This is a genomic window from Pseudoalteromonas atlantica, from assembly GCF_043641955.1.
GTDB classification, from domain to species: Bacteria; Pseudomonadota; Gammaproteobacteria; order Enterobacterales; family Alteromonadaceae; genus Pseudoalteromonas; species Pseudoalteromonas atlantica_A.
Map to the genome: position 1 here is coordinate 444677 of NZ_JBHZRV010000002.1, position 23988 is coordinate 468664.

General features: G+C 40.1%; 19 protein-coding genes. 7 read left to right on the plus strand and 12 right to left on the minus strand.

The genetic code is table 11. The features are described from left to right. Positions 1 to 278: 278 nt before the first annotated feature. Entirely contained in the window at positions 279 to 1853 is a 1575-nt protein-coding gene (locus ACHUE3_RS05550; RefSeq protein WP_394190985.1) for a BCCT family transporter, read from the plus strand. Between the two features lie 51 nt (positions 1854 to 1904). Here the strand turns inward: ACHUE3_RS05550 and ACHUE3_RS05555 are convergent, their stop codons facing one another. The 4 genes from ACHUE3_RS05555 to ACHUE3_RS05570 form a co-directional block, all read right to left on the minus strand. Then, on the minus strand, positions 1905 to 2594 hold the full coding sequence (locus tag ACHUE3_RS05555; RefSeq protein ID WP_394190987.1) for a 3'-5' exonuclease: 690 nt from the start codon (positions 2592 to 2594) through the stop codon (positions 1905 to 1907). 13 nt (positions 2595 to 2607) lie between these two features. Further along, a complete protein-coding gene (locus tag ACHUE3_RS05560; protein WP_394190989.1) occupies positions 2608 to 4506 on the minus strand; it encodes a DUF294 nucleotidyltransferase-like domain-containing protein in 1899 nt (632 codons plus the stop codon). 86 nt (positions 4507 to 4592) lie between these two features. After that, positions 4593 to 7670 carry an efflux RND transporter permease subunit gene (locus ACHUE3_RS05565; protein WP_394190991.1) on the minus strand — a complete coding sequence of 1026 codons (3078 nt, stop codon included), beginning with the start codon at positions 7668 to 7670 and terminating at the stop codon, positions 4593 to 4595. Positions 7671 to 7672: 2 nt separating this feature from the next. Then, the gene (locus tag ACHUE3_RS05570) at positions 7673 to 8689 is read right to left on the minus strand and encodes an efflux RND transporter periplasmic adaptor subunit (RefSeq protein WP_394190993.1); all 1017 of its coding nucleotides are present in this window, start codon (positions 8687 to 8689) and stop codon (positions 7673 to 7675) included. A 219-nt stretch (positions 8690 to 8908) separates the two neighbouring features. On the opposite strand from ACHUE3_RS05570, the gene ACHUE3_RS05575 reads away from it, so the two are divergent. After that, positions 8909 to 9724 (plus strand): UDP-2,3-diacylglucosamine diphosphatase, encoded by an 816-nt coding sequence (locus ACHUE3_RS05575; protein ID WP_394190995.1) that lies wholly within the window; start codon positions 8909 to 8911, stop codon positions 9722 to 9724. 116 nt (positions 9725 to 9840) lie between these two features. Here the strand turns inward: ACHUE3_RS05575 and ACHUE3_RS05580 are convergent, their stop codons facing one another. Genes ACHUE3_RS05580 through ACHUE3_RS05590 form a run of 3 tightly spaced genes read right to left on the minus strand, consistent with a single transcriptional unit; the run spans position 9841 to position 12639 of the window. Next, entirely contained in the window at positions 9841 to 11049 is a 1209-nt protein-coding gene (locus tag ACHUE3_RS05580; protein ID WP_394190997.1) for an ABC transporter permease subunit, read from the minus strand. Next, on the minus strand, positions 11042 to 11830 hold the full coding sequence (locus ACHUE3_RS05585; protein ID WP_394190999.1) for an ABC transporter ATP-binding protein: 789 nt from the start codon (positions 11828 to 11830) through the stop codon (positions 11042 to 11044). The genes ACHUE3_RS05580 and ACHUE3_RS05585 overlap by 8 nt, the downstream gene beginning before the upstream one ends. Continuing rightward, the gene (locus tag ACHUE3_RS05590; protein WP_394191001.1) at positions 11830 to 12639 is read right to left on the minus strand and encodes a DUF3025 domain-containing protein; all 810 of its coding nucleotides are present in this window, start codon (positions 12637 to 12639) and stop codon (positions 11830 to 11832) included. The genes ACHUE3_RS05585 and ACHUE3_RS05590 overlap by 1 nt, the downstream gene beginning before the upstream one ends. 107 nt (positions 12640 to 12746) lie before the next feature. Between ACHUE3_RS05590 and ACHUE3_RS05595 the strand changes: the two genes are divergently transcribed. Then, positions 12747 to 14375, plus strand: a complete 1629-nt coding sequence (locus ACHUE3_RS05595) for a M28 family metallopeptidase (protein ID WP_394191003.1) — start codon at positions 12747 to 12749, stop codon at positions 14373 to 14375. Between the two features lie 60 nt (positions 14376 to 14435). Continuing rightward, a complete protein-coding gene (locus ACHUE3_RS05600; protein WP_394191005.1) occupies positions 14436 to 15608 on the plus strand; it encodes a putative manganese transporter in 1173 nt (390 codons plus the stop codon). Between the two features lie 39 nt (positions 15609 to 15647). Here ACHUE3_RS05600 and ACHUE3_RS05605 read toward each other — a convergent pair whose 3' ends face one another. Genes ACHUE3_RS05605 through ACHUE3_RS05615 form a run of 3 tightly spaced genes read right to left on the minus strand, consistent with a single transcriptional unit; the run spans position 15648 to position 18787 of the window. Further along, on the minus strand, positions 15648 to 16892 hold the full coding sequence (locus tag ACHUE3_RS05605) for a lipoprotein-releasing ABC transporter permease subunit (RefSeq protein ID WP_394191007.1): 1245 nt from the start codon (positions 16890 to 16892) through the stop codon (positions 15648 to 15650). Next, positions 16882 to 17580, minus strand: a complete 699-nt coding sequence (gene lolD / locus ACHUE3_RS05610; RefSeq protein WP_394191009.1) for a lipoprotein-releasing ABC transporter ATP-binding protein LolD — start codon at positions 17578 to 17580, stop codon at positions 16882 to 16884. Before lolD ends, ACHUE3_RS05605 begins: the two co-directional genes overlap by 11 nt. Then, positions 17573 to 18787 (minus strand): lipoprotein-releasing ABC transporter permease subunit, encoded by a 1215-nt coding sequence (locus ACHUE3_RS05615; protein WP_394191011.1) that lies wholly within the window; start codon positions 18785 to 18787, stop codon positions 17573 to 17575. Before ACHUE3_RS05615 ends, lolD begins: the two co-directional genes overlap by 8 nt. Positions 18788 to 18942: 155 nt before the next feature. On the opposite strand from ACHUE3_RS05615, the gene ACHUE3_RS05620 reads away from it, so the two are divergent. Next, positions 18943 to 20610 carry a SulP family inorganic anion transporter gene (locus tag ACHUE3_RS05620; protein ID WP_394191661.1) on the plus strand — a complete coding sequence of 556 codons (1668 nt, stop codon included), beginning with the start codon at positions 18943 to 18945 and terminating at the stop codon, positions 20608 to 20610. On the opposite strand, the gene ACHUE3_RS05625 is transcribed toward ACHUE3_RS05620, so the two are convergent. After that, entirely contained in the window at positions 20607 to 21476 is an 870-nt protein-coding gene (locus ACHUE3_RS05625) for a LysR family transcriptional regulator (RefSeq protein ID WP_394191013.1), read from the minus strand. The genes ACHUE3_RS05620 and ACHUE3_RS05625 overlap by 4 nt on opposite strands. A gap of 117 nt (positions 21477 to 21593) precedes the next feature. Here ACHUE3_RS05625 and ACHUE3_RS05630 point away from each other — a divergent pair, with 117 nt between their 5' ends. Continuing rightward, positions 21594 to 22715 (plus strand): S-(hydroxymethyl)glutathione dehydrogenase/class III alcohol dehydrogenase, encoded by a 1122-nt coding sequence (locus tag ACHUE3_RS05630; protein ID WP_394191015.1) that lies wholly within the window; start codon positions 21594 to 21596, stop codon positions 22713 to 22715. 56 nt (positions 22716 to 22771) lie between these two features. Further along, the gene (gene fghA, locus ACHUE3_RS05635) at positions 22772 to 23614 is read left to right on the plus strand and encodes an S-formylglutathione hydrolase (RefSeq protein ID WP_394191017.1); all 843 of its coding nucleotides are present in this window, start codon (positions 22772 to 22774) and stop codon (positions 23612 to 23614) included. Here the strand turns inward: fghA and ACHUE3_RS05640 are convergent. Continuing rightward, a complete protein-coding gene (locus ACHUE3_RS05640) occupies positions 23568 to 23948 on the minus strand; it encodes a hypothetical protein (RefSeq protein ID WP_394191019.1) in 381 nt (126 codons plus the stop codon). The two genes, fghA and ACHUE3_RS05640, sit on opposite strands and share 47 nt — an antisense overlap. Positions 23949 to 23988: the final 40 nt, after the last annotated feature.

Genomic DNA, 23988 nt, shown 5'->3' on the forward strand with positions numbered 1-23988 from the left:
CTCAACACTAAGCAAATTATCATTTAATAGCAGCTAATAATCTTAATTGTCGTTTATTTTTGCCCTCCCCATGACAAATTTAACCTACTGCTGTAAGCTCTAAGAGTAATAATTAATATAAATTATGATTTTAGGGTTAAATTATTTACATTGATGGGTAAACTTCTACACTTAGTCTAGTTCGTTCTTTTTAGTAAATGGTTCGTATACAAACCATACTTTTAATCTAATACCTAATTTAACTTAATACAAATCAAAATAAACAAATGAGGTTTTTCATGAGCGATAATCATGACAAATATAGCATTGATAATACTGACTACACTGTAGGTCAGGATAATGTACAAAAATGGGGTTTTGATGTTCATAATCCCGTTTTTGGAACAAGTGCAGGATTAATTTTAATTTTCTTAATCGCTGTTTTAGTCAGTGATCCACAAACTGCTAAATCCACTCTAGATGGCATTAAATTCGATATCATTAATCACTTTGATAGCTTCTTAATGTGGTCTGCCAATATATTTCTATTGTTTTGTATAGGTCTAATCTTTTCTCCTTACGGCAAAATTCGACTAGGCGGTGTTAATGCACGCCCTACCCATTCACGCTTATCATGGATGGCTATGCTATTTGCAGCCGGCATGGGTATAGGCTTAATGTTTTGGGGCGTCGCTGAACCAGTTGCCTATTTCACTGGTTGGTATGAAACACCTTTAGGCGTCACACCAAATACACCTGAAGCCGCAAAACTAGCCATGGGTGCAACCATGTTCCACTGGGGCCTGCACCCATGGGCAATTTATGCAGTTGTTGCATTATCACTGGCGTTTTTTACCTACAATAAAGGTTTACCGCTTTCTATTAGATCAATCTTCTACCCAATTCTTGGGGATAAAACATGGGGCTGGCCAGGCCATATAATTGATATTTTGGCGGTATTAGCCACTTTATTTGGTCTAGCTACGTCACTTGGTCTAGGTGCACAACAGGCATCAGCTGGTATTAATCATGTTTTCGGCATGGAGTCTGGTGTTGGCTTACAAATACTTGTTATTGCTGTTGTTACATTGCTGGCTATCATTTCAGTTGTCCGTGGTATTGATGGCGGTGTGAAACTTCTTAGTAATGTAAACATGCTTATTGCATTTATCTTAATGACCTTTGTATGTCTTGTTGGTTTCGCTGCAGCCGTTGGCAATATACCTACTACCGTGATGGGCTATGTTGAAAATATCATTCCATTGAGTAATCCTCATGGGCGTGAAGATGAAACATGGATGCATGGTTGGACTGTATTCTATTGGGCTTGGTGGATATCATGGTCACCATTTGTTGGTATGTTTATCGCGCGTGTATCTGAAGGGCGTACTATCAGAGAGTTTTTGATTGCAGTGTTACTTATCCCAACTTTAGTCACCATATTATGGATGTCAATCTATGGAGGTATTGCCATCGATCAGGTTGTCAGCGGTATTGGTAAACTAGGTACTGATGGTTTAACACAAGTCCCGTTAGCTATGTTTGAAATGTTTGATGAACTACCTATGGCTAAGCTACTTTCATTTACTGCTGTTGTTTTAGTGCTGGTATTTTTTATCACTTCTTCGGACTCAGGCTCACTTGTAATAGATTCAATCACAGCAGGTGGTAAAGTTGATGCGCCTGTACCGCAACGTATTTTCTGGGCATCAGTTGAAGGTGCAATTGCGGCTACTCTACTTTGGGTGGGAGGCACGCAGGCTATGGAGGCTTTACAAGCTGGTGCAGTTTCGACCGGTCTGCCCTTTACCGTTGTACTTTTATTAATGTGTGTAAGCTTACTGATGGGTTTAAAGACTGAACCTAGAAGCTAACTACCGATAATTAAAGCTAACTAAAAACGCCGTAATAAATTACGGCGTTTTTTATATCCATAAGTTGCAAAGTGGCGTGTCGGGTCGATAATGATAGGCCAACTGTGCTTGCAACAGCTCAGCTGTAGCCAGTGCATCTGTTAATGCGTTATGGTTATTATAAGCGGGTAAAGCATAACGTAAACGTGTATCCGCTAACCTAACTGAATCAAGCTTATTATTTAGAACTCTTCCTAACAATCCTTGTCGTGCTTTTAGCGCCCTTTTTTCCAATTCCATTGTATCAATAACAGCAAATTCAAGTCCTTCATTCAACCGCTCTTTTAAAGCATGGTAAAGAAAATGCCGTTCCACGGCAGCAAAGTGAACCACGATCACCTTGCCAGATAAAGCAGTGAGTAAGGGTGTTATAATTTCAGAAAAATCCGGGGCCTGATTTACCTCCGAGTGTGTAATACCATGGATTACTATTGAATCTTCGGCCAGAGTTTGTCGAGGTTTTACTAACCATTGTTGGCTGTCACGGCATCGAATACGCTGTGTATTAAATGGTATAAGTCCAACACTAACAATATCATTATTTAAATAATCTAAACCTGTTGTTTCAAAATCAAGCGCAACCAAAGGTACTTCGCTAATCGGCATTGTTGGGTTATCTATAGCGCTTTGATAAAAATCATGAACCGGTTTGGTTTTGCATTGAGTTTGCAGCTGCTTATATCGATTTGGCCAACTTAGCATTTAACCTCCTCCACTATTTAATAGACACATTTGAAGAATACTTAAACTTAAGAAAGTTCTGTGCCTTATCCAAAATTGCAAAAGCTTCTTTTAGGTTTCGTTGTTCAAATGGTGATAGCAAATGAGGTTCTAAGTCATTATCAGGTTGTTCATTAAGCTGCTCAATCTGCCACGCTTGATGCCTTATACGGATCATAGCAATGTATTCTAGTGCATCTCTTAAGTCTTGTGCTTTTCCATCTGGAAGTAATTTAGCCTCAATGATATCTTCAAGTCGCTCAAAAGAATTTTGCTTTCGAGAACCAACTGCCAATGCATGCACACGTATTACATCAGAAAGCGGTGCTGTACCACGTCGCTTTAAATTCATAGAACGTTTATGTTGGCCGTTATGTTCAAGTACAAAGTCTTTAAAAAAACCAAGTGGAGGCGTTCTATTGCGGGCATTATGTGCCATGTTGACAAGAAAGCGTTTATTCTTTCGCCCTTCTTGGGAAATAAATCGTTTTAAATCATCTGCCCATTTTAACCTTCCGTACACACCATCTAAATCAAAGAAAATTGAACAGTTCAGTAAAGCTTGAGGTTTAGGCTCTGCAATCCATTGGGCAAACTGTGCTTGCCACTGGGATTTTGTTAAGCGCCACTTTTTAAACGAAGCCATGATCTCGCCATCGCAATATGTATAGCCACACTGCGCTAATCCGTCACAGACAAAATCAGCTAGTTTTTGAAAATAATCGTTATGCAACGACTCATCAAAACTATTATCTAATATAAGTGCATTGTCTTGATCAGTCACGATCAGTTGTTCATCACGAGCCATAGACCCTAATGCTATAAAGCAATAAGGAATAGGTGGTGGGCCAAACTTTTCTTCCGCTAACACTAATAACCGCTGCTTAAATGTACGCCCTATTACCGCCATAGCGGTGCCAACCATATGTGAATTTGCATCTTCATTGACCATACGCACAAAAACATTGGGCAACTGGCGAGCATAATAAGCTAAATCTTCAACCGATTGCTGAGCGAGTATGCCACGTACTAGTAGCAAACTGCTCTGTGATTCATAGCGTAGAACATCGGATAATGAAATAACACCTATAGGCTTTTTCTTTACCACAACGGGAAGGTGATGAATATTATCCCTGAGCATGGCAAGTACTGCCTCAAATATGTAGGCGTTACTATCAAGTAGGACTAAGTCAGTTTGCATGATTGATTGCGCAGGCATTGTAAAGCTTTTACCTTGTGCAATTACTTTAGTCCTTAAGTCTCGATCAGTAATTATTCCAACAACTTGACCATCATCGTCTTCAGGGTCATCACTTATGACTACATCACAGTCGGTAACTAAAACAGATGAAACTGACTCACTAGTCATAATTTGCGCCACTGTTTGCACACTGGCATCTTTTGCAACCGTAACAGCATCACGGTGAAGAAGGGATTTAACTTTAGCCGTTGTTAAATCATTACTATCAGCTTGCTCTACAATGGCTTGATGCAATCTAACTGTGCCACTCGCTTCAAAAAAGTCAGCAAACACTTCATATTTATCGCAATACTTATTAAATACCGACACATCAATGCAATACACTAAAGTATCTTCAAGAGCCTTAGCAGGGTAACGAACTTTGCGGTTCATTAATAACCCCATTTGGCCGAAAATTCCACCCACCGTAAGACGGTTATATAACTCACCATCACGTCGATAAATTTCAACCGACCCGCTGCGAATTATATATAAATCATTAATATCATCACCCAAATTTAAAATTGGGCTGCCTGAACGATAGTAAGCAACTTCTATTTCACCTGAAAGTTGATTTAGTGCATCGTCGGGTAATTCATCAAATGGTGCATGTTCACGAAGAAATGTGGCTATATCAACATGTTCGGCCTGCATAAACTAATCCTACTGAGCGCTTTACATCTATTGTGAGCCTTAACGACTATTTTTACAAAAAATAGCCGTTAAAAATACCTAACTATTTACGCTTGGTCTAATTCTTGTGCAAGTTGTTTAGTTTCATCTCCACGAGGTTTAGTAAAACGAGCCAAACCAAGGTAGATAACAGGAGTGAGATACAGTGTGAATAATACCGCTAAACCAAGTCCGCCGAAAACAACCCAGCCAATAGCATTTCTTGCTTCTGCACCAGCCCCAGTTGACAAAATAAGTGGCAACGCACCTAACAGAGTTGAGATCAATGTCATCGTAATTGGGCGTAATCGAACTAACGCTGACTGCTCTACCGCTTTTCGAACACTGAGCCCTTGATCACGTAACTGATCAGCAAATTCAACCAACAAGATAGCGTTTTTGGCAATTAAGCCAATTAGCATTACTAGTCCAATTTGAGAGTAAATATTTAACGATGTCCCAGTTAAGTAAAGTGCTAAGATTGCTGAGGTAATACCAAAAGGGACTGTTATCATCACAACAATTGCGCTATTAACATTTTCAAACTGTGCAGCTAGCACTAAAAATACAATTAAAAATGCCAATATGTAAGTCATAAACACTTCGTTAGACGTTTCTTCAAAAGTAAGTGCCTCGCCCTTGAAAGCTAAAGTAATGCCGTCTGGTAAAGTTTGTTGTGATATATCGCGAAGTTGAGTCACAAGGGTTGCTATAGTCATCCCTTCTGGTAACTCCATATCAAGTTCAATAGCCCGACGTTGAGCATGTCGTTCCAATTCTGCCGCTACGCCTTCTTCTGTAATTTTAGCAACACTGCTCAACGGCACTAGTTGCCCATTATTAGCGCTCACATAAAGATTGGCGAGATCACTAGGATCGCGAATAGTTTGGTTCTGTGATTGCAGCATTATTGGAATAGATTGATCCCCTATATTTAAATCTGCCACATCATCTCCATTGATTGCTGCACGAAGAGTAATCGCTATATCGTTTAATGATACGCCTAACTCATCAGCGCGACGTCTGTCTATATTCACACGTAACTGAGGTTGAGAAGGTTGATACGATACACGCACAGAGCCCACCCCCGGGATTTGTTGCTCAATTTGTGCAGCAAATTCCTGTGCGGCTGAAAAAATCTGCTTATAATCTTGGCCCAATAAAGCCAATTCAATACCGCCACCTTGACCACGAAGGTTTAAACTATTTGAACCATTCGGGTAGGCTGGCGCACCGGGGATACCGGTGAGAGGTCCACGAATTTTATTGATTATTTCTTGTTGTGTAAAATGACGCTCATCCCAATGTTTAAGTGGCACTGTAATAAAAACAATGTTCGGATCCCATTGACCTACCACAGTGTAAATAGATTCTATTTCACCACTTTCAACGAATGGCAAAAGAATATCTTCCATTTTAATGGCTTGCCTATCCATAAAGTTAAGGCCAACACCATCAGGTCCACGGGAGAATATACGTATTTTACCTCTGTCTTCATTGGGAAGGAGTTCATTTTCCAAATTAAAATACAACGCACCAGAGCCACCAGCAACAAGTAAGCAAGTGACGAGCGTGACCCAAGCATGATCAAGCACCCAGTGGATTGTTTTAGTATAAACACCCGCTAACCAATGACCTAGTTTTGCAAAAGGATGCCAACCACCTTGTTTTAATTTAAGTTTTGAAGTTAGCGCGGGCACTAAAGATAACGCCACGAAGCTAGAGATAATCACTGCGCCGGCTAAAACTCCACCAAACTCTCTGAATAACCGCCCTGCTGTTGATGGTAAAAAAGCAATAGGAATAAATACTGCTGCTAATACGGCTGTAGTCGCTATAACAGCAAAAAATACTTCACGAGTGCCTATTACAGCTGCTGCACGGCGACCAAGTCCAAGTCCCCGCTGCCGCTGAATATTTTCACTAACAACAATCGCATCATCAACAATCAAACCGGTTGCTAATACCAATGCTAGTAAGGTTAATATATTAATTGAAAAACCAAGTGCCCATATCAGCGCAAGCGAGCCTACTAACGCTACAGGGATAGCAAATGCAGGCACTAAAGTTGCGCGCCAAGAGCCAATAAATACCCACAAAGTAACAATAACTAATAAAATAGTTAAAATAAGAGAACTAATAACTTCATCTACAGAACTACGAATAAATTGGGCGTCATCAGACGTTAGCGTAAATTCCAGTTCAGGAAAACGAGTTCTCATTTTATCAAGTAAGTTCAGTACTTCATCTGATATCTCGATAGTATTAGATTGTGCTTGGCGAATAACTTCCATACCAATCACAGGTTGACCATTTAAGCGCACCATAGAACGCGGATCTGCTGGACCAAAGTATACCGCAGCAATATCACCGATACGTGTGTTATCACGTATTATCATGTCGCTTACTTGCTCTGCTGTAATCGATGTTGCGTCAGCACGTACAATAACTTGTTGTTCGGTAGACTTTAAACTCCCTGCTGGCACATCAAACGGAGCTTGGCGAAGTACCTGTGCAACATCAGGAACGGTTAAGTTAAAACTGGCTAATTTAAGCGGATCTAATCTTACGCGCAATACACGTTGGCGATCACCATTTAAGCGCACATCCGCAACACCCGGAATAGTTAAAAATTGCGGCGCTAGATCTACTTCAACCAGCTCAGTTAATTCCTCAAGCGCGATACTATTGCTTGATACTGTTAACGATACAACAGCTTCAGCATCGTTATCTGCTTTAATGATTGATACACGTTCAACTTCCTCAGGTAATTCACGTTGCACACGTGCCACAGACTCTCGCGTTTCGTTAGCTGCATCATCTAAATTAATACCGGGTCTAAACTGCACCACAATTCGCGCATTACCTTCTTCACTTTGAGCACGAATTGTTTTAACGCCACTCACCCTAGCAACTGCACCTTCTAGTTTGCTGGTCACTTCTGTATCGACAGTTTCTGGAGACCCTCCGGGGAAAGACGCTGAAACAGTAATTCGGGGTTGGTCAACATCAGGCAATTCTCGCACTTCTACACCCGCAATTGCTGCGATACCCGCGATGATAATCAATAAATTTAATACGACAATAAGGATAGGTCTACGAATTGCCATTGACGGCAAATCTTGCATCAGCGGTTGCTGTTTCATACCTACTCCTTAGCACTTGCTATTGGTGATGAAAAAGTTAGTTCTTGCTGTGGTCGAAGTCGTTGCACACCTTCTACAACCAAGGTGTCATTTTCATCTAAGCCACCTGATACTAGCAATCTACCTGCAAGACGTTGTTGTATTTTAACATCGACTCGGGTCGCTTTGTTATCTTTACTAACCCACACATAAGGACCAGTTGCGCCCCAAAGTAAAGCGGCCTCTGGCACTGCGGCATAATTATCACCTAAAACTTCAATGTAAACTCTAAAGCTCATTCCAGGAATGTAAGTGTTATTTTCGTTGTTTAACTTAGCTTTTACCCTCATTGTGCGTGTTTGAGGGTTTATTCTTGAATCTAGATACGCAATTTCAGCATTGACCTTTTTATTACCTTGCCACGGAATAACAGACACACTAGCGTCATTACGCAGCATGCGAATTGCAGATTCAGGAGCGTCAAAATTAATGTATAAAGATTGCGTGTCATCAATACTTGCAATAGCTGTTTGTGAAGTGATTCTATCTCCCACTTCAATATCGGTTAAGCCCATAACACCATCAAACGGTGCCCGAACTTGTCTATCTTCGTACTCTGTTTCAGCTTGAGTTAAGGTAACTTTAGCAAGTTGTGTAATTGTTTTAGCATCATCTAAGTCACTTTGAGGAACGGCGCCTTTAGCGTGGCTTTGCATTAAGCGCTTTTGAATTCGTTCGCTGTCTGCTAATTTTATTTTAACCTCTTCAAGTGCTGCTTTTTGTCTGCGTGAATCCAGCTCCAATAATACTTGCCCAGCTTTGACTTTATCGCCCGGCTTAAAATGCACGGCAGTTACACGGTCTCCCACCGCAGGGTATAAAATAACAGAGCGGATCGCTTCTGTATTACCTACAGCTTGAACCTGTTCTTTTGCACGTTCCATTTCAACAGCTTTAACGATGACATTGGCGGCTATAGCCTGCTTGCTCAAGCTACTTAAAGTACCCAGAAGAATGAATAAAAGAACATGATGTTTCAAAGTAATACCTAATTAATAATTATTTTCATTATTCTACGAAGTGTAACAGTTAATTGATCAATAAAAAGGCGAGTACGATTAACTGGCTAAACAATAAGATGAATGTATTTTGATTTTCAGTAAATTAGTTATTTTTTGTCATGCATAGTTATTAAAACTGTAGTTTTAACGTCATGATATTTCTTTAGCGTGGTAATTATTACACCGCGAGTAACTGATATGGATAATAAAGAAAAAACTTCAAATGTGTATTACCCTGCAGTATGGATATCAGACGTACACCTTGGTTATAAAGATTGCCAAGCTCATTACCTATTAGACTTTTTAAACCGTATAGATTGTGGCACGCTTTATTTAGTCGGTGATATTGTTGATTTATGGTCAATGAAACGACAGTTTTATTGGCATCAAAGTCACTATGAAGTACTTGCGTGCATTCAGCGTAAAGCTCAATCAGGTACACGAGTAATTTATATACCCGGTAATCACGATGAAACTTTTCGTTATTATGTAAACAACACATTTTTCGGCGTAGAAGTTCATAAGCAGTATATTCACACCACAGCAGCAAATAAACGCTTTTTACTGCTCCATGGGGATGATTTTGATTCAGCTACGCGGTATAACAAATTTATTAGTTTGGTTGGTGATGCAGGCTATGACTTACTGTTATTTTTGAACCGTTGGACTAATCGAACTCGTCGGCTATTTGGCGGGCATTATTGGTCACTCGCCTCATGGATAAAGGCACGTGTCCATAAAGCCAGAGAAGCTATTGAAGCATTTGAAAATGCCGCAATTCATGAAGCGAAACGCCAAGGAGTGGATGGTATTATTTGTGGCCACATACATCACCCTCAGCTGAAAGTTGTTGATGGTATTGTTTACTGTAATGATGGTGATTGGATAGAAAACTGCACAGCGTTAGTCGAAAACGATAATGGCCGAATAGAATTAATCCATTGGTCAGAAAAACAAACTGTGCTCGAATCCGCAGATATTACTGATCTTCATGGCACTAAATCAGCGGCTTAAGCTCATTGTCTACAAAATTTTAAGTGGTGAGCTTACCCCACCACTTAAAATCAAATTAGCCTGAACTTTAAATATCTTCTACGTTAGCACATAGCGAAATCTGCGTTCAGCCACAGTTACCTAAAGAGCACTTCTTCTTTGTTAAACCATTTAACACAAAATGCAAGTAATGCACCTGCAACAATCACTGTGGCTAAGAAAATCAACCCAAGTAATGTGTAATCTATAGTTCCTTTAATAATTTCTTTTATAGCTAGCGCAACGTTAGTAACAGGTACAAACGCTGTTTTTGTCGTAAGTTCTACATTTGGTAATAAGGCAATAATGATTGGGAATATCACCCCCATTGTTAATGGTGTCATGTAGTTCTGCGCTTCTTTAAATGATCTGGCATAAATAGAGATTGCTAACGCAAGCGAGGAAAAGATAGCAGCAATTGGCAAAAGTAGTATAAATATTAAGGCCAAATCAATTACTTTAAGTGAACTAAACGCCGTTTTAATGACAGCTAAATCAATAAAGGTAATTGCGATACTTATCCAAACTCCCATACTGAGCACGGTTATTGTAGTGGTCGCAATAGATGCAGCCAATAACGTAACAAATTTACCAAGCACAAGCTGAGTACGTGTAATCGGGGTAAGTAAAAGAGTTTCTAATGTACCGCGCTCCTTCTCACCTGCGCCTAAGTCAATAGCCGGATACGTCGCCCCCATTAATACTAATGGAATGAGTAAATAAGGAATAAACCCGCCTATTTTTTCACCTAGATTCTCACGTTTATCCGCGGTATCAACTTTAACAACTTCAATCGGATTTAAAACCGCAGCCTGTTGTTCTTCACTAATACCAAATGATAGAAGCTTTTGTTGTTGAAGCTTATTGCCAAAGTCATTTGCCAGTTCTGACACTCTATCAAACAAAAAGTTGATAGCTTTTGCATCATTGTAAACAACTTCCCATTTACTTTGCTTAGCCTCATCGAGGGCTTTTTTAGCGTCAGTAGGGAGGTATATACCCATATCAATAGTACCCGCTTTCACCGCCGCTGTTAGGTCTTCTACACTGGTAAACGTTTCTTCACCTTTATAAAGCTCAAAGCTTTTATGGTAAAACACTTTATCTGTGAACTCTTGCGCATAATGACCATTTATAATTGCGTAGGTGTGGACCTTCTGCTCAGCCTCAAGTGCAGCTTGTGAGCTCATAAACGCCATAACACCAAACAAAAGCGGGAAAATAAGCACTGGAAGTGCCACGATAAAAATAAGTGTTTTTTTATCGCGTAAAAGCTCCCTAAGTTCCTTTTTAAATACTTCAAACATCGGCTTTCTCCATTAAAATATTCATAAATGCTTGATTGAGCTCATCGCTATTACCTGCTTGCTTAAATTCTTCTAAACTACCATCAAAGCAGCTAACACCTTCGTTAATTACAGCGACACGATCGCAAAGCAGCGCAACTTCATCTAAGTGGTGGGTAGAAAAAATAACCGGCGTACCTTGCTCTTTTAACCCCTTGATAAATTTAATAACCGTTTGCGTCGTCATGATATCAAGACCAGTTGTTGGCTCATCGAGTACTACAACCTCAGGGTGGTGAACAACAGCACGAGCAATATTCGCCTTTTGCTTCATTCCTGTTGATAGGTTTTCAGCGCGTTTATCAATAAAACTGTGCATATCCAGTAGATCAAATAGCTCTTCACAGCGAACTTTAATATCAGCTTTATTCATGCCATGTAACTTAGCAAAATACTCGATATTTTCTTTAACAGTCAACCGGCCATACAGTCCTGTACTGCCTGACAGAAAACCTATTGATTTGCGCCCTAACAATGGTTTTTTAACAATATCTGCACCAGCAATATGAATACTACCTTCATCGGGTTTCAATGCTGTAGAAATCATACGCAAAGTGGTTGTTTTGCCTGCTCCATTGGGACCTAAAAGGCCCAACACTTCGCCTTTTGAACAGCTAAAGCTAACGTCACGTACAGAATGAAAGAAGTCTTTATCTTCACGCGGGTCTACTTTATCAAGCTTATTTTTTTTGTGATCCTTGGTTAGCTTAAATTTTTTCTTAAGCCCTATGACTTCAATCATTAGCGTGTCCTTCGTTTAGGTCTAAAGTAATCAGTGTTACTGTAGAATTCACTGTTTTTATTATCATCGTGCCAACCTGGTACGCCCAGTAATGGTAAAGGTGATAGCAGGCTGTTATCTTGGAGACAATCGTTATTTTCAATCATCTCACAAAGCACTGTATCTAGGTACGCATATTGTGCAACTAAATCTTTACAAAATGTGTCATCTGGTACTTTTACGAATAAGGCCTTTCCTGTAAGTCCTATATACGGTTTAGTCAGCATTTCATAATTAGCGTGACCAAACATAAAAGGCGAAATACTTTTACCCCACTCATCTCTTAAATCAACGAATGCTTCTTGCCACTGATGATTACGTAAACGTGTTGGCCAACTTTCATCAGTGACTGCCAGAATAACGCCACATTCATCAAAAAGCGTTAACGCGTTACGGTGCTTACTTCTTTGTTTTGTACCATGCAAGTTTATCTCTTGCACATGACGTTTATTTAACAATGACTTAGTTTTAGGAAATAAACACCAGATAAAACCACCGAATAAATCATGCCAATTTTTTTGTCTAGTGGGGACTAAACCTGTATCGAAAATTATTTGCTCATAGTACCGCTCTTCTTCACTAAAGGAATCATCCTCTTTAAAAACGATCGGTCTATTATTGGCATTTGTTGCATTCAAAAAACCATCAAACCAACTACAACTAGGCCAATCTAATTGTTGATTTAATTTAAACAACTTATTGAGATGATCAAATGCACCTGAGCTGACTAATTCATAATGCCATTGCTCATAAGGGGTAAACCGCTTCATGAGTACCTTTTGCTTTACAACTATGTTTATTCAGTTTACCGCAAAAACTGGTTCTCTTTAATAGTTCTTCATATACTGGGGGAACTTAAAACAAAAAAAGAGTGACTATGAATCGTTATTTTTCTCTTACACTGCTTGCAAGTGCTGTGCTTGCAGGGTGTGCAACAACAAGTCTCACTTCTGAAGATGTTGAAAAAGGCTACCAATCAATTAATGCTGAGCAATTAGCTGAGCATGTTAAGGTATTGGCATCAGACGAGTTTGGTGGCAGAGCCCCTTCTTCTAAAGGTGAAGAACTGACGCTTGCTTATTTAACTGACCAATTTAAAAAAGTTGGTTTTGAACCGGGTAACGGCGATAGCTTTTTACAAGAAGTACCATTAGTTTCTCTTGAAGCTGACTCTGACATGGTTTTAACCATTGGTGGCAAAGATTACCAGTATAAAAAAGACATGGTAATGGGCAGTAGCCGGATCAGTGAAAGTGAAGGAATCAAAGATTCTGAACTTGTGTTTGTAGGCTACGGCGTAAATGCTCCTGAGTACAACTGGAACGATTATGAAGGCCTGGATGTAACAGGTAAAACCGTTGTAATGCTGGTAAATGATCCTGGTTTTGCCACTAAAGACCCCGCTTTATTTACTGGTGATGCAATGACCTATTATGGTCGTTGGACTTATAAGTATGAAGAAGCGAGCCGTCAAGGTGCTGCTGGTGCGATTATTATTCATGAGACTGCTCCAGCCTCTTACCCTTGGTCTGTTGTTGAAAATTCTTGGAGTGGTGAGCAGTTTGGATTCCAAAAAGAAAATAACAACATGGACCGTGTTGCTGTTGAAGGTTGGGTCACGACAGACGTAGCAAAAGAGCTGTTTACTAGGGCTGGCCTTGATTTTGATAGTGCTAAAGCAAATGCTGCTAAAGGTGCTTATCACGTAGACATGGGTGATTTAACAGCATCAGTTGCGGTTAAAAACACCATTAAAACCTCGATTTCATATAATTTTATCGCTACTTTGCCAGGCAGCGAAAAGCCTGATGAGCATATTATCTATTCTGCTCACTGGGATCACCTTGGCACGGATAAAAACCGTAAAGGCGATCAGATTTATAACGGTGCTCACGATAATGCTACCGGAACAGGTGGCATGATTGAAGTAGCTGAAGCATTCTCAATGTTGCCTAAAAACCCAAGCCGTTCAATTACTTTTTTGGCGGTAACTGCTGAGGAGCAAGGTCTTTTAGGTTCAAAATATTACGCTGCTAATCCTGTAATACCTGCTACAAAAACAGTAGCTAATATCAATATGGATAGCTTAAATCTATTAGGGAAAGTAAAAGATATCAGTGTTGTTGGTATCGGAAAGTCGGAAATGGACGTACTTTTAGAGAACGCAGCTAAAAAGCAAGGTCGTGTTGTATCGGGCGATCCTAAACCATCATCTGGCGGATATTACCGTTCTGATCACTTTGCTTTTGCAAACATGGGTGTACCTGCCATGTATGCTGGTGGAGGTAGCGAAGCTTTTGATGAAGAAACAGCAAATTATCGTAAACGCATGAGCCTAGTGTTGCGTGGCTGCTACCACCAACCTTGTGATAGATTCCGTGACGAATGGGACTTATCAGGTGCAGTTCAGGACTTACAATTATTCTATCAAGTAGGCTTTGATATCTCTGAGCAAGCTCAGTGGCCTAAGTGGAATTCAACATCTGAATTCCAAAGAACTAAATGATATTGATTTTCATTTAGATTAATTGTAAAGTGCAACCTAATAACTATTTAGGTTGCACTTATGATTACTGACACACTGCCAAAAATTTTTACTTCTCTTTATAGACAGCCTATCTTTTCAAACAAACGTTTTATACTGCCAATTATTTTAATGGCTTGTTTGCTTTACCCTCCTCTTCGCCAGATATCAATTACAGCAATGAGCGATGCTTTTTTCCAAGTGAGTGTGTTTGTTGCAGCAACTTTGTTTATTTACTATTTTTTAATCGAAAAACTACCACAGCTTGAACTTGCTTACTTAAACGCAAAATCCCCCTTATTAGAACTTAGCTTTGCAGCTTTCCTAGGCGCATTACCGGGTTGTGGAGGGGCTATTATAGTAGTAACGCAGTTTACTAAAGGACAAGCCAGTTTTGGCTCTGTAGTTGCTGTCTTAACTGCGACTATGGGAGATGCGGCATTTTTACTAATAGCTACCCAGCCCTTAGATGGGCTCAAAATGATGTGTATCGGCTTAATTGTTGGCGTAGTAAGCGGCTATTTAGTCAACATTTTACACAAACGTGACTTTTTGGTGCCGCCAAGACAACAGCCTCAAGATACATGTAGTTTACATTCCAATAAGGCAATTGTATTTAGTAAGTCTATCTGGAAAGTTATTTTGGTACCCAGTATTATTATTGCCATACTTATGGCGTTCAATATCGATTTGAATCAATTGGGTATAACAGTTAACTATACAATAACCGCTTTTGGAGCTGCCATGGCTCTATTTGCAGTAATCACCTGGGCATTGTCCTCTAAAGGGCAAAGTTATCAAGAAATAACTAGCGAAGAAGAGTCTCCAAACCCACCTTCTAAACTCTACAAAGTATTGCAAGATACTCACTTTGTCACAGCGTGGGTTGTCGCCTCGTTTATGCTTTTTGAAATACTCATCGTATTTACAGGTATTGAACTAAAAGAGTGGTTTTCACACTTTGCCTATTTAGCCCCTTTGATCGCGGTAATCATTGGTTTTTTACCTGGTTGTGGGCCGCAAATAGTGGTTACAACATTGTATATACAAGGTATTATTCCATTTAGCGCACTAGCAGCTAATGCTATATCAAACGATGGAGATGCGCTTTTTCCGGCAATAGCAATGGCACCAAAAGCGGCACTTATTGCAACACTGTACTCTGCTATACCCGCTTTATTTATCGGATATGGATTGTACTTTTATGGCATTTAACGCCTAAACAAAACAGCGTAGGCGTTCAATGTAGAAATATTAGTTACCCAATACTTTTGCAGGGTCAACTCTAGTGGCTTGCCAGGCAGGATAAATCGTGGCTAAAACAGCCAGTGCAAAAGTGACAATAACTGTAACTATAATATCTTGCCAAACTAATTTACTCGGTAAAAACTCTATAAAATACACACCTTGTAAAGGGTTAGCCCCTGCTAGTTGGCTTAGCCAAGTAAATAAACTGCTAATATTAAGGGCTAAAAATATCCCTATAACACTGCCCAAAACAACACCTACAAAAGCTTGTGTCAGCCCTTGCATTACAAAGGTAGCTAAAATAGTACTGTCTTTAGCGCCCATGGTTTTAAGTATCGCTATGTTAGATTGCTTTTCGCGTACTTCCATTACTAATGAAGAGACAATATTAAAGCTAGCTACAGCAATAATTAAAAATACAACAATGTAAACTATGGTGCGAACCATTTGAATATCTTGATACAAACTCCCTTGTGTTCTAAACCAGCTCGAAATATACACGTAGTCCGGGATTGTCTGCCCTACTCGTAAGGCAATTTGGTGAGCATAAAAAACGTCGTTTACTTGCAGTCTCAACCCAGTAACTTGGTGTTTATCAAAGCCCAATAAAGCCTGTGCTTTTTCAAGGTGAATAAATGCTGCTGAACTGTCTATTGGACCACCCATTTTAACGATCCCAGCGAGCGTTAATGTTACTCGCTTAGGAGCTAGAATATCATTACTTGTTTGATTTACTTGTGGGATCAACAATGTGACAGAGTCACCACGCTGTAACGCCAGTTGTTCAACAATTTGAGAGCCAAGAATGACTTCTTCGGTACTTATTTGATCTATGAGTTTACCTTGAATGAACTGGTTTATTGATGAGACGTTTTTTTCAAGCTCAGGACTTACCCCCCGAACCTCGACCGCTTTTAAATCGCTTTTGTACTGCGCCATGCCATTTACACTAATGAAAGGAGCGGCACCGGTAACACCTGCTTGTTTTTGTAAGTTGTCAACTTTACTTGGCCACTGTTCAATAGGCCGACTCGGCGCAACATATTCAACTTGCGGCACAACACTTAATAAACGGTGTACTAACTGTTGCTCAAAGCCATTTATTACCGACAATGCGACGATTAAAACTGCCACACCCAGTAAAATACCAATAGTAGAAGCTTTAGCAATAAACGTAACAAAGCCATTTTGTCGTTCACCGACACCTGCTTGCGTTCTAAATCGTTTACTTAAGTAAGCACTAAGCAACATGGCTACTCTCTTTTATTGCTATTTTACCTTCGTCTAAATAGGCAATCTTGCCAAGCTTGTCAGCTAGTTCTAAATCGTGTGTTACAACAACAAAGCTGGTATTGAGTGTGCTATTAAGTTCTTTTATTAAATCGTAAATTTTAATCGCATTTTGTTTATCAAGGTTACCTGTAGGTTCATCTGCCAATACCAGTGCTGGGTTAGTGACCAGTGCACGCGCAATTGCTACACGTTGCCTTTCACCACCTGACAATGCGGATGGTTTGTGTAAACTGCGATGTGATAGACCCACTTTGTCTAACATGGCGAGTGCTTGCGTATTAGCATTTTTTGCACTGTGTCCTTTTATTAACAGTGGCATGGCAACGTTTTCTACTGCATTAAATTCCATTAATAAATGATGAAATTGGTAAATAAAACCTAAATTTTCGTTCCTAAACTTAGCCTGTTCTTTTCTTGAAAGCTCAGCAATGCGTTGTCCTTTTATTTTTGCAATGCCATCAGTTTGGCTATCCAAAGTACCCAGAATATGCAGTAACGTACTTTTACCAGAGCCTGAGCTACCTACTATTGCTAGCATTTCACCTTGCGTTAGTTTTAAGTTAACGCCTTTTAAAACTTCAACTTGGTTCTCACCATCTTGATAAGATTTACTTAACTTTTCACACTCAATCACAAAATCATTCATAACGCAGTACCTCTGCTGGGCTTACTTTGGCGGCCTTCATTGCCGGGTATAAAGTCGCTAAAAAACTCATAACAATACTTGCTAGTGCAATCAGCACTAAACTTGTAACATCAAATATTACGGGTAGTCGGATCCCAGTAAGTACATTCAAGCCAATTGCAGATAATACTTCGTTAATATTTGCACTGAGTAATATTCCCAGCACAGCCCCAATGCTGGTACCGATCAGCCCGTTATACAGTCCTTGAATCATAAATACATGTTGTACTTGGCTAGGCGTTAGACCTAATGTCTGTAAAATCGCCACTTCACTTTGCTTCTCACTCACCATCATTGTTAAGGCAGAGACGATATTAAATACTGCCACTAATACAATTAACGCCAGTAACATCGACATAATACGCTTTTCCATTGCCACGGCAGCAAATAGTGTGCCTTGTGACTGGCGCCAATCTGTTATTTCGTTGTCTTTAAATAAGTTTGTACTGGCAGTAAAATCGTCAATTAAAAAAGGGTCTTGCAATGAAATACTTAAATTAGGAGGAACTGAATTTGCTTGTTTTAGAACACGTTGTAAAGATTCGCCGCTGGTAAATGCAAGGCCCATATCAATTTCAGACCCTGTTTCGTATATGGCGGCCACCGTAAATAGTCGTTGACTTGGTACACGCCCAAGTGGTGTATAGGTGGAAGCATTAGGCATGATCACACGCAATTTATTACCCAATGAAATACCTAATTTGCGCGCTAGATAGCGGCTAATAGCAATGTTATAGCGAACAGATAAAACTTGTTCCCATTGCCCCTGTACAATTTTGTCACTTATTTTATAAAGCGAGGCATTATCATCATAAAGACCTTGCAATAATACACCGTGTAAGTCTTTATTGGTTTGTAATATAGCTTCACCATGGCGATATAAACTTGCGTGCTTAACAAATTTAGAGGACATAACGTCATCCTGTAAATGTTGCATTTGCTCATGCGTTTTGTTTTCAGATGACACTTCAACATGGGGTATTAGGCCCAACATATTTGATTTTAAATTATTTTCAAAACCATTCATAACAGAGCTAACGGTATAAAGCGCCATTAAGCCAATAGCAATGCCGGCAATAGAAAAAAATGAGATGAATGAGATAAACGCGTTCCCTTTGGAGGAGCGACTATATCTGAGCCCAATAAATAGGCTAACAGGTTGAAACATAACTTATAGAGACACACGTAATGCTAATCGAGCCGCCATACTAGCAAATTCAATTTTATTTGGGTATGAACAAAAGTGTAAAAAATAATTAAAAATCTGATACTTGATTAAGTCGTTTTGGGTTAAAATGCGCCAAATATCTAGATGAGGGCCCAATTTTGTCTTTACAGCGATTTAAACATGTCAATTTAAAGGGTGATTTATTCGGCGGTGTTACCACTGCGATTATATCATTACCACTTGCACTGGCGTTTGGTGTTGCATCGGGTGCGGGTGCTGAAGCAGGTATGTGGGGCGCTATTTTAGTTGGTTTGTTTGCCGCATTGTTTGGCGGTTCTACTTCATTAATTTCTGAGCCCACAGGGCCTATGACTGTTATCATGACAGCCATCCTCACCACAATGTTAGCAAGCTACCCTGAGCAAGGTTTAGCGATGGGCTTTACCGTCGTCATGATGGCCGGCGCGTTTCAGATAATGTTGGGTACCTTAAAGCTCGGTAAATACATCACTCTTATGCCCTACAGTGTTATTTCAGGGTTTATGTCTGGCATTGGTGTTATTTTAATCATCTTACAACTTGCACCATTACTTGGACACTCATCTCCAGGGGGTGGCGTAATTGGTACATTGTCAGCATTACCCGAATTAATTACGTCGTTACATTTTTCTGAATTATTTTTAGGCTTGTGTACGTTAGGGATTTTGTTTTACCTGCCACAAAAATACCGCCAATATGTCCCGGCTCAATTGGTCGCTCTCGTTGCTGTTACTTTAGTTTCAATTATATTTTTTACCAGCGAAGATATTCGCCGTATTGGCGAAATACCCAGCGGTTTACCAAGCTTTATTTTCCCAACTTTTTCAGCGGATTTGTTCACTGAAATGGTTATTGATGCCTTAGTATTAGGTACTTTAGGCTGCATAGATACATTGCTAACGGCTGTTATTGGCGACAGTTTAACGCGAACAGAGCATGACTCTGATAAAGAGCTACGAGGCCAAGGCATCGCAAATATGGTCGCGGGTTTATTTGGCGCACTGCCTGGCGCAGGCGCGACTATGGGTACTGTGGTAAATGTTCAAGTTGGCGCCCGTTCGCCACTTGCTGGCATTTTACGGGCTGTCATTTTAATGGCTGTCGTATTTGTAGCAGGTAGCTTAACAGAACCCATTCCCATGGCGGTATTAGCTGGTATTGCGGTGTATGTTGGTATAAATATTCTTGATTGGAGTTTTATTCAACGCGCGCACAAACTCAGTATTTTACAAATGTCGATTATGTATGGCGTGATGATGCTCACAGTATTCGTCGATTTGATTGTTGCGGTGGGTTTGGGTGTTTTCATATCAAACATCATTGTGATTGAACGATTAAGCCGAGAACAAGCAAAGCATGTAAAAGCAATCAGTGATGCTGATGACGATGACGTGCCGCTAACAGATGATGAAAGAGCGCTGTTAGACCAAGCACAAGGCAAGTTATTATTCTTTTATTTATCTGGCCCAATGATATTCAGTGTCTCTAAAGCAATTGCACGACAGCATCGCCATATCGGTGAATACCAATCAATGTTACTTGATTTATCTGGGGTGCAGATGCTCGACGTAACTGTTTCTTTGGCAATAGAAAATGCAATTACAGATGCAATTGAAGCTAATTGTGACGTGTATATCTATTCTCCAAATAGCGAAACAAGCGATCAATTAAAACGTCTTAGAATTAAAGATAAGTTACCCACTGACTCGTTTTGTGAAAGCCGCATCGAAGCACTCAATAAAGCACTTAAAAGAATGGATGAAAATACCACTGAAACGATTTAATTGAGTGCATTTGCTAAATGGTCAAGTAATGCTTTTACATTCGTTGCTACAAATTGCCGAGGTGGGTATACACCCCATACCCCCTCGGGTTTTGGCTGATAATGAGTCAGTATGGGCACTAAACTACCCGCCTCTAAATCTTTTTCTATATAATAGTTAGGTAGTTGTACAATACCTATCCCCTTCTTTGCAGCATCAGCCAGTGCCCAACCACTATTGCATTGAAGCCGCCCTGCAATTTTAATATGTTTGTCTCGTCCTTGCTCACACACTCGCCAATAACTACTATTGCCTATTAAGCATTGGTGGCTATGCAACTCTGTTACTGTATGTGGCTCACCAAAGTTATTTAAGTAATCAGGCGAGCAGCAAATAACAAAATGTCGCGCACTCAAACGCCGTGCTTTTAAGCTTGAATCTTTTAGGTGCCCTAGGCGAATCGCTAAATCAAAACCGCCCTCGACCAAATTTTCTTGTTGATTGCTTAGCGCCATAACGACTTCTACATCGGGATATTGCTGCATAAATGTATGTACTGCTGGCATGATAAATGTTTCACCGAACATCACCGGAGCAGTTAGTTTAATTTTACCCTTTGGCGTACTTTGCTGCTGTGCCAGCAAAGCAGTTGCATCATCCATAGCATGTTGTAAGTGCTTAATTTGATGTAAAAACGCCTCTCCTTCTTTTGTTAGGACCACACTGCGTGTTGTCCGTGTTAGCAGTTGCGAATTAAGCCTGTGCTCAAGCTGCGTTACTTGGCGGCTTATATGTGCCACTGATACATTTAAACTAACAGCAGCTTTTGTGAAGCTGCTCTCTTCACCCACTGCAATAAATTCATCTATTCCTGCCCAACGACTCATTATTACCATACTGTAAAAGTGTTTTATTAAATTAAAGATTAACATTGTTTGAGAAACAAATAAAATAGCGCTATTGTTTTTATGTCACTTTGTATCTAACAAGAAGAGAATCACACTATGTCAGAATTTATTAAATCAAAAGCCGCGGTTGCGTGGGGCCCAAAACAACCGCTCTCAATTGAAGAAGTTGACGTAATGATGCCTAAAAAAGGCGAAGTTATGGTAAAAATTACAGCGACAGGTGTTTGCCATACAGATGCTTTTACCCTATCAGGTGAAGATCCAGAAGGTATCTTCCCGGCTATTTTAGGTCATGAAGGTGCTGGTGTGGTTTATGCGGTTGGCGATGATGTTACCAGCGTTGCTGTTGGCGATCATGTTATACCGCTTTACACTGCAGAGTGTGGCGTATGTAAAATGTGTACCTCAGGAAAAACAAATTTGTGCTCCGCGGTACGCGAAACCCAAGGCAAAGGCCTTATGCCTGACGGCACAACTCGTTTCTATAAAGATGGCCAACCAATTTATCATTACATGGGCACATCTACTTTCTCTGAGTACACCGTACTGCCTGAAATATCACTCGCTAAAGTAAACAAAGAAGCACCACTTGAAGAAGTCTGCTTGCTAGGCTGTGGCGTCACTACTGGCATGGGCGCTGTAACAAAAACAGCAAAAGTACAAGCTGGCGATACTGTTGCTATCTTTGGTTTAGGCGGCATAGGCTTGTCCGCTATCATTGGCGCAAAAATGGCAGGTGCAAGCCGAGTTATTGGTATTGATATTAATACTTCTAAATTTGATCTAGCCACTAAACTTGGCGCTACTGATCTAATAAATCCAAAAGATTTTGATAAGCCTATTCAAGAAGTTATTGTAGAGATGACTGACGGCGGTGTTGATTTCTCGTTTGAGTGTATCGGCAATGTGGATGTTATGCGCTCTGCTCTTGAGTGTTGTCATAAGGGCTGGGGAGAATCTGTGATCATTGGTGTTGCAGGTGCTGGTCAGGAAATATCAACTCGTCCGTTCCAATTAGTTACAGGTCGAGTATGGCGCGGTAGCGCATTTGGTGGTGTAAAAGGTCGTTCTGAGTTACCTGAAATTGTTGAGCGTTACATGGCTGGTGAGTTTGCTTTAAATGACTTCATCACGCATACCATGGAACTTGAAGGTATTAACGAAGCTTTTGATTTAATGCACGAAGGCAAAAGTATTCGTACAGTAATTCACTACTAATAACTTTGTAATAAAATGCCATGAACATAAGTTCATGGCATTTTTGTGAGGACAACATGCTAGATAATATAACAACAGCAAAAGTCAGTGGTGGCTGGCATAAGCAATACAGCCATGAATCAACTAGTACCCACTGCAAAATGCGTTTTGCGGTATTTTTACCTCCCGGTGCCAGTCAAACTAATAAAGTGCCTGTACTTTATTGGTTATCGGGTTTGACATGTACTGATGAGAACTTTATGCAAAAAGCGGGCGCATTTAAAAAAGCAGCAGAGCTAGGCATTGCCATTGTGGCACCTGATACCAGCCCGCGTGGGGATAATGTTCCTGATGAAGACAGCTACGATTTTGCTCAGGGTGCTGGATTTTATGTTAATGCAACACAAGCGCCCTACAATACTCACTATAATATGTACGATTACGTTGTTAAAGAACTTCCAACTTTAATTGAACAGCACTTCCCTGTATCTGATAAAAGAGCAATAAGTGGCCATTCAATGGGCGGCCATGGTGCGTTAATGATTGCACTTCGTAACCCTGATCGTTACACCAGTGCATCGGCATTTAGCCCTATAACAAACCCTATTAATTGTCCTTGGGGCCAAAAAGCTTTGAGTCACTACCTCGGTGAAGACAAACAAACATGGGCTAAATACGACACTTGCGAACTAATGAATAATGCAGAACCTGAGAACTTTGTGCCTATGCGCGTTGATCAAGGTGAAGCCGATAACTTTTTAGTTGAACAACTAAAAATTGAAGCCTTATTTAAAAGTGTGAACGAAAAGGACTACCCTGCTGAAATCAACATGCACCCAGGGTATGATCACAGTTATTATTTTATAAGTAGTTTTATTGACGAACACCTATTATTTCATCAACAGTTTTTTGTTCGTTAGTATTTTTATCTTCTGTGAGGATGTTGGGGTCAACTTCCTCGCAGACTTTCAGTGATTTAGATACTTGCTTACACACGACATCTGGCTCATTTTGCTCAAGTACAAGACCAACTAAGTAACTATCGACTTCAAAGCCTAAATTACTAAACGAAATCGTGTCTTCTCCTCTTATTACATGTGTGCTTTTTGGTGGTTCACTTGGGTGAGATAATGCTAGATCCGCATCATAGTTTTCATCTGCTTTACTGTAAATGCTGCTATCAAGAATTACACCAGCAAAAGTACAGCCAGAAAGAGTGAAACTAATGAATAATATTATAAATGACTTAACCATCACCTGTTTTTCCTTTTTAAATGCACCAAAAGTCAATAGC

What these genes read in the sequence shown, in the direction of transcription:
- ACHUE3_RS05550 (WP_394190985.1), top strand. Translation starts at nt 279, where the DNA reads ATGAGCGATAATCATGACAAATATAGCATTGATAATACTGACTACACT.
- ACHUE3_RS05555 (WP_394190987.1), bottom strand. Translation starts at nt 2,594, where the DNA reads ATGCTAAGTTGGCCAAATCGATATAAGCAGCTGCAAACTCAATGCAAA.
- ACHUE3_RS05560 (WP_394190989.1), bottom strand. Translation starts at nt 4,506, where the DNA reads ATGCAGGCCGAACATGTTGATATAGCCACATTTCTTCGTGAACATGCA.
- ACHUE3_RS05565 (WP_394190991.1), bottom strand. Translation starts at nt 7,670, where the DNA reads ATGAAACAGCAACCGCTGATGCAAGATTTGCCGTCAATGGCAATTCGT.
- ACHUE3_RS05575 (WP_394190995.1), top strand. Translation starts at nt 8,909, where the DNA reads ATGGATAATAAAGAAAAAACTTCAAATGTGTATTACCCTGCAGTATGG.
- ACHUE3_RS05580 (WP_394190997.1), bottom strand. Translation starts at nt 11,049, where the DNA reads ATGTTTGAAGTATTTAAAAAGGAACTTAGGGAGCTTTTACGCGATAAA.
- ACHUE3_RS05585 (WP_394190999.1), bottom strand. Translation starts at nt 11,830, where the DNA reads ATGATTGAAGTCATAGGGCTTAAGAAAAAATTTAAGCTAACCAAGGAT.
- ACHUE3_RS05590 (WP_394191001.1), bottom strand. Translation starts at nt 12,639, where the DNA reads ATGAAGCGGTTTACCCCTTATGAGCAATGGCATTATGAATTAGTCAGC.
- ACHUE3_RS05595 (WP_394191003.1), top strand. Translation starts at nt 12,747, where the DNA reads ATGAATCGTTATTTTTCTCTTACACTGCTTGCAAGTGCTGTGCTTGCA.
- ACHUE3_RS05600 (WP_394191005.1), top strand. Translation starts at nt 14,436, where the DNA reads ATGATTACTGACACACTGCCAAAAATTTTTACTTCTCTTTATAGACAG.
- ACHUE3_RS05605 (WP_394191007.1), bottom strand. Translation starts at nt 16,892, where the DNA reads ATGTTGCTTAGTGCTTACTTAAGTAAACGATTTAGAACGCAAGCAGGT.
- lolD (WP_394191009.1), bottom strand. Translation starts at nt 17,580, where the DNA reads ATGAATGATTTTGTGATTGAGTGTGAAAAGTTAAGTAAATCTTATCAA.
- ACHUE3_RS05615 (WP_394191011.1), bottom strand. Translation starts at nt 18,787, where the DNA reads ATGTTTCAACCTGTTAGCCTATTTATTGGGCTCAGATATAGTCGCTCC.
- ACHUE3_RS05625 (WP_394191013.1), bottom strand. Translation starts at nt 21,476, where the DNA reads ATGAGTCGTTGGGCAGGAATAGATGAATTTATTGCAGTGGGTGAAGAG.
- ACHUE3_RS05630 (WP_394191015.1), top strand. Translation starts at nt 21,594, where the DNA reads ATGTCAGAATTTATTAAATCAAAAGCCGCGGTTGCGTGGGGCCCAAAA.
- fghA (WP_394191017.1), top strand. Translation starts at nt 22,772, where the DNA reads ATGCTAGATAATATAACAACAGCAAAAGTCAGTGGTGGCTGGCATAAG.
- ACHUE3_RS05640 (WP_394191019.1), bottom strand. Translation starts at nt 23,948, where the DNA reads ATGGTTAAGTCATTTATAATATTATTCATTAGTTTCACTCTTTCTGGC.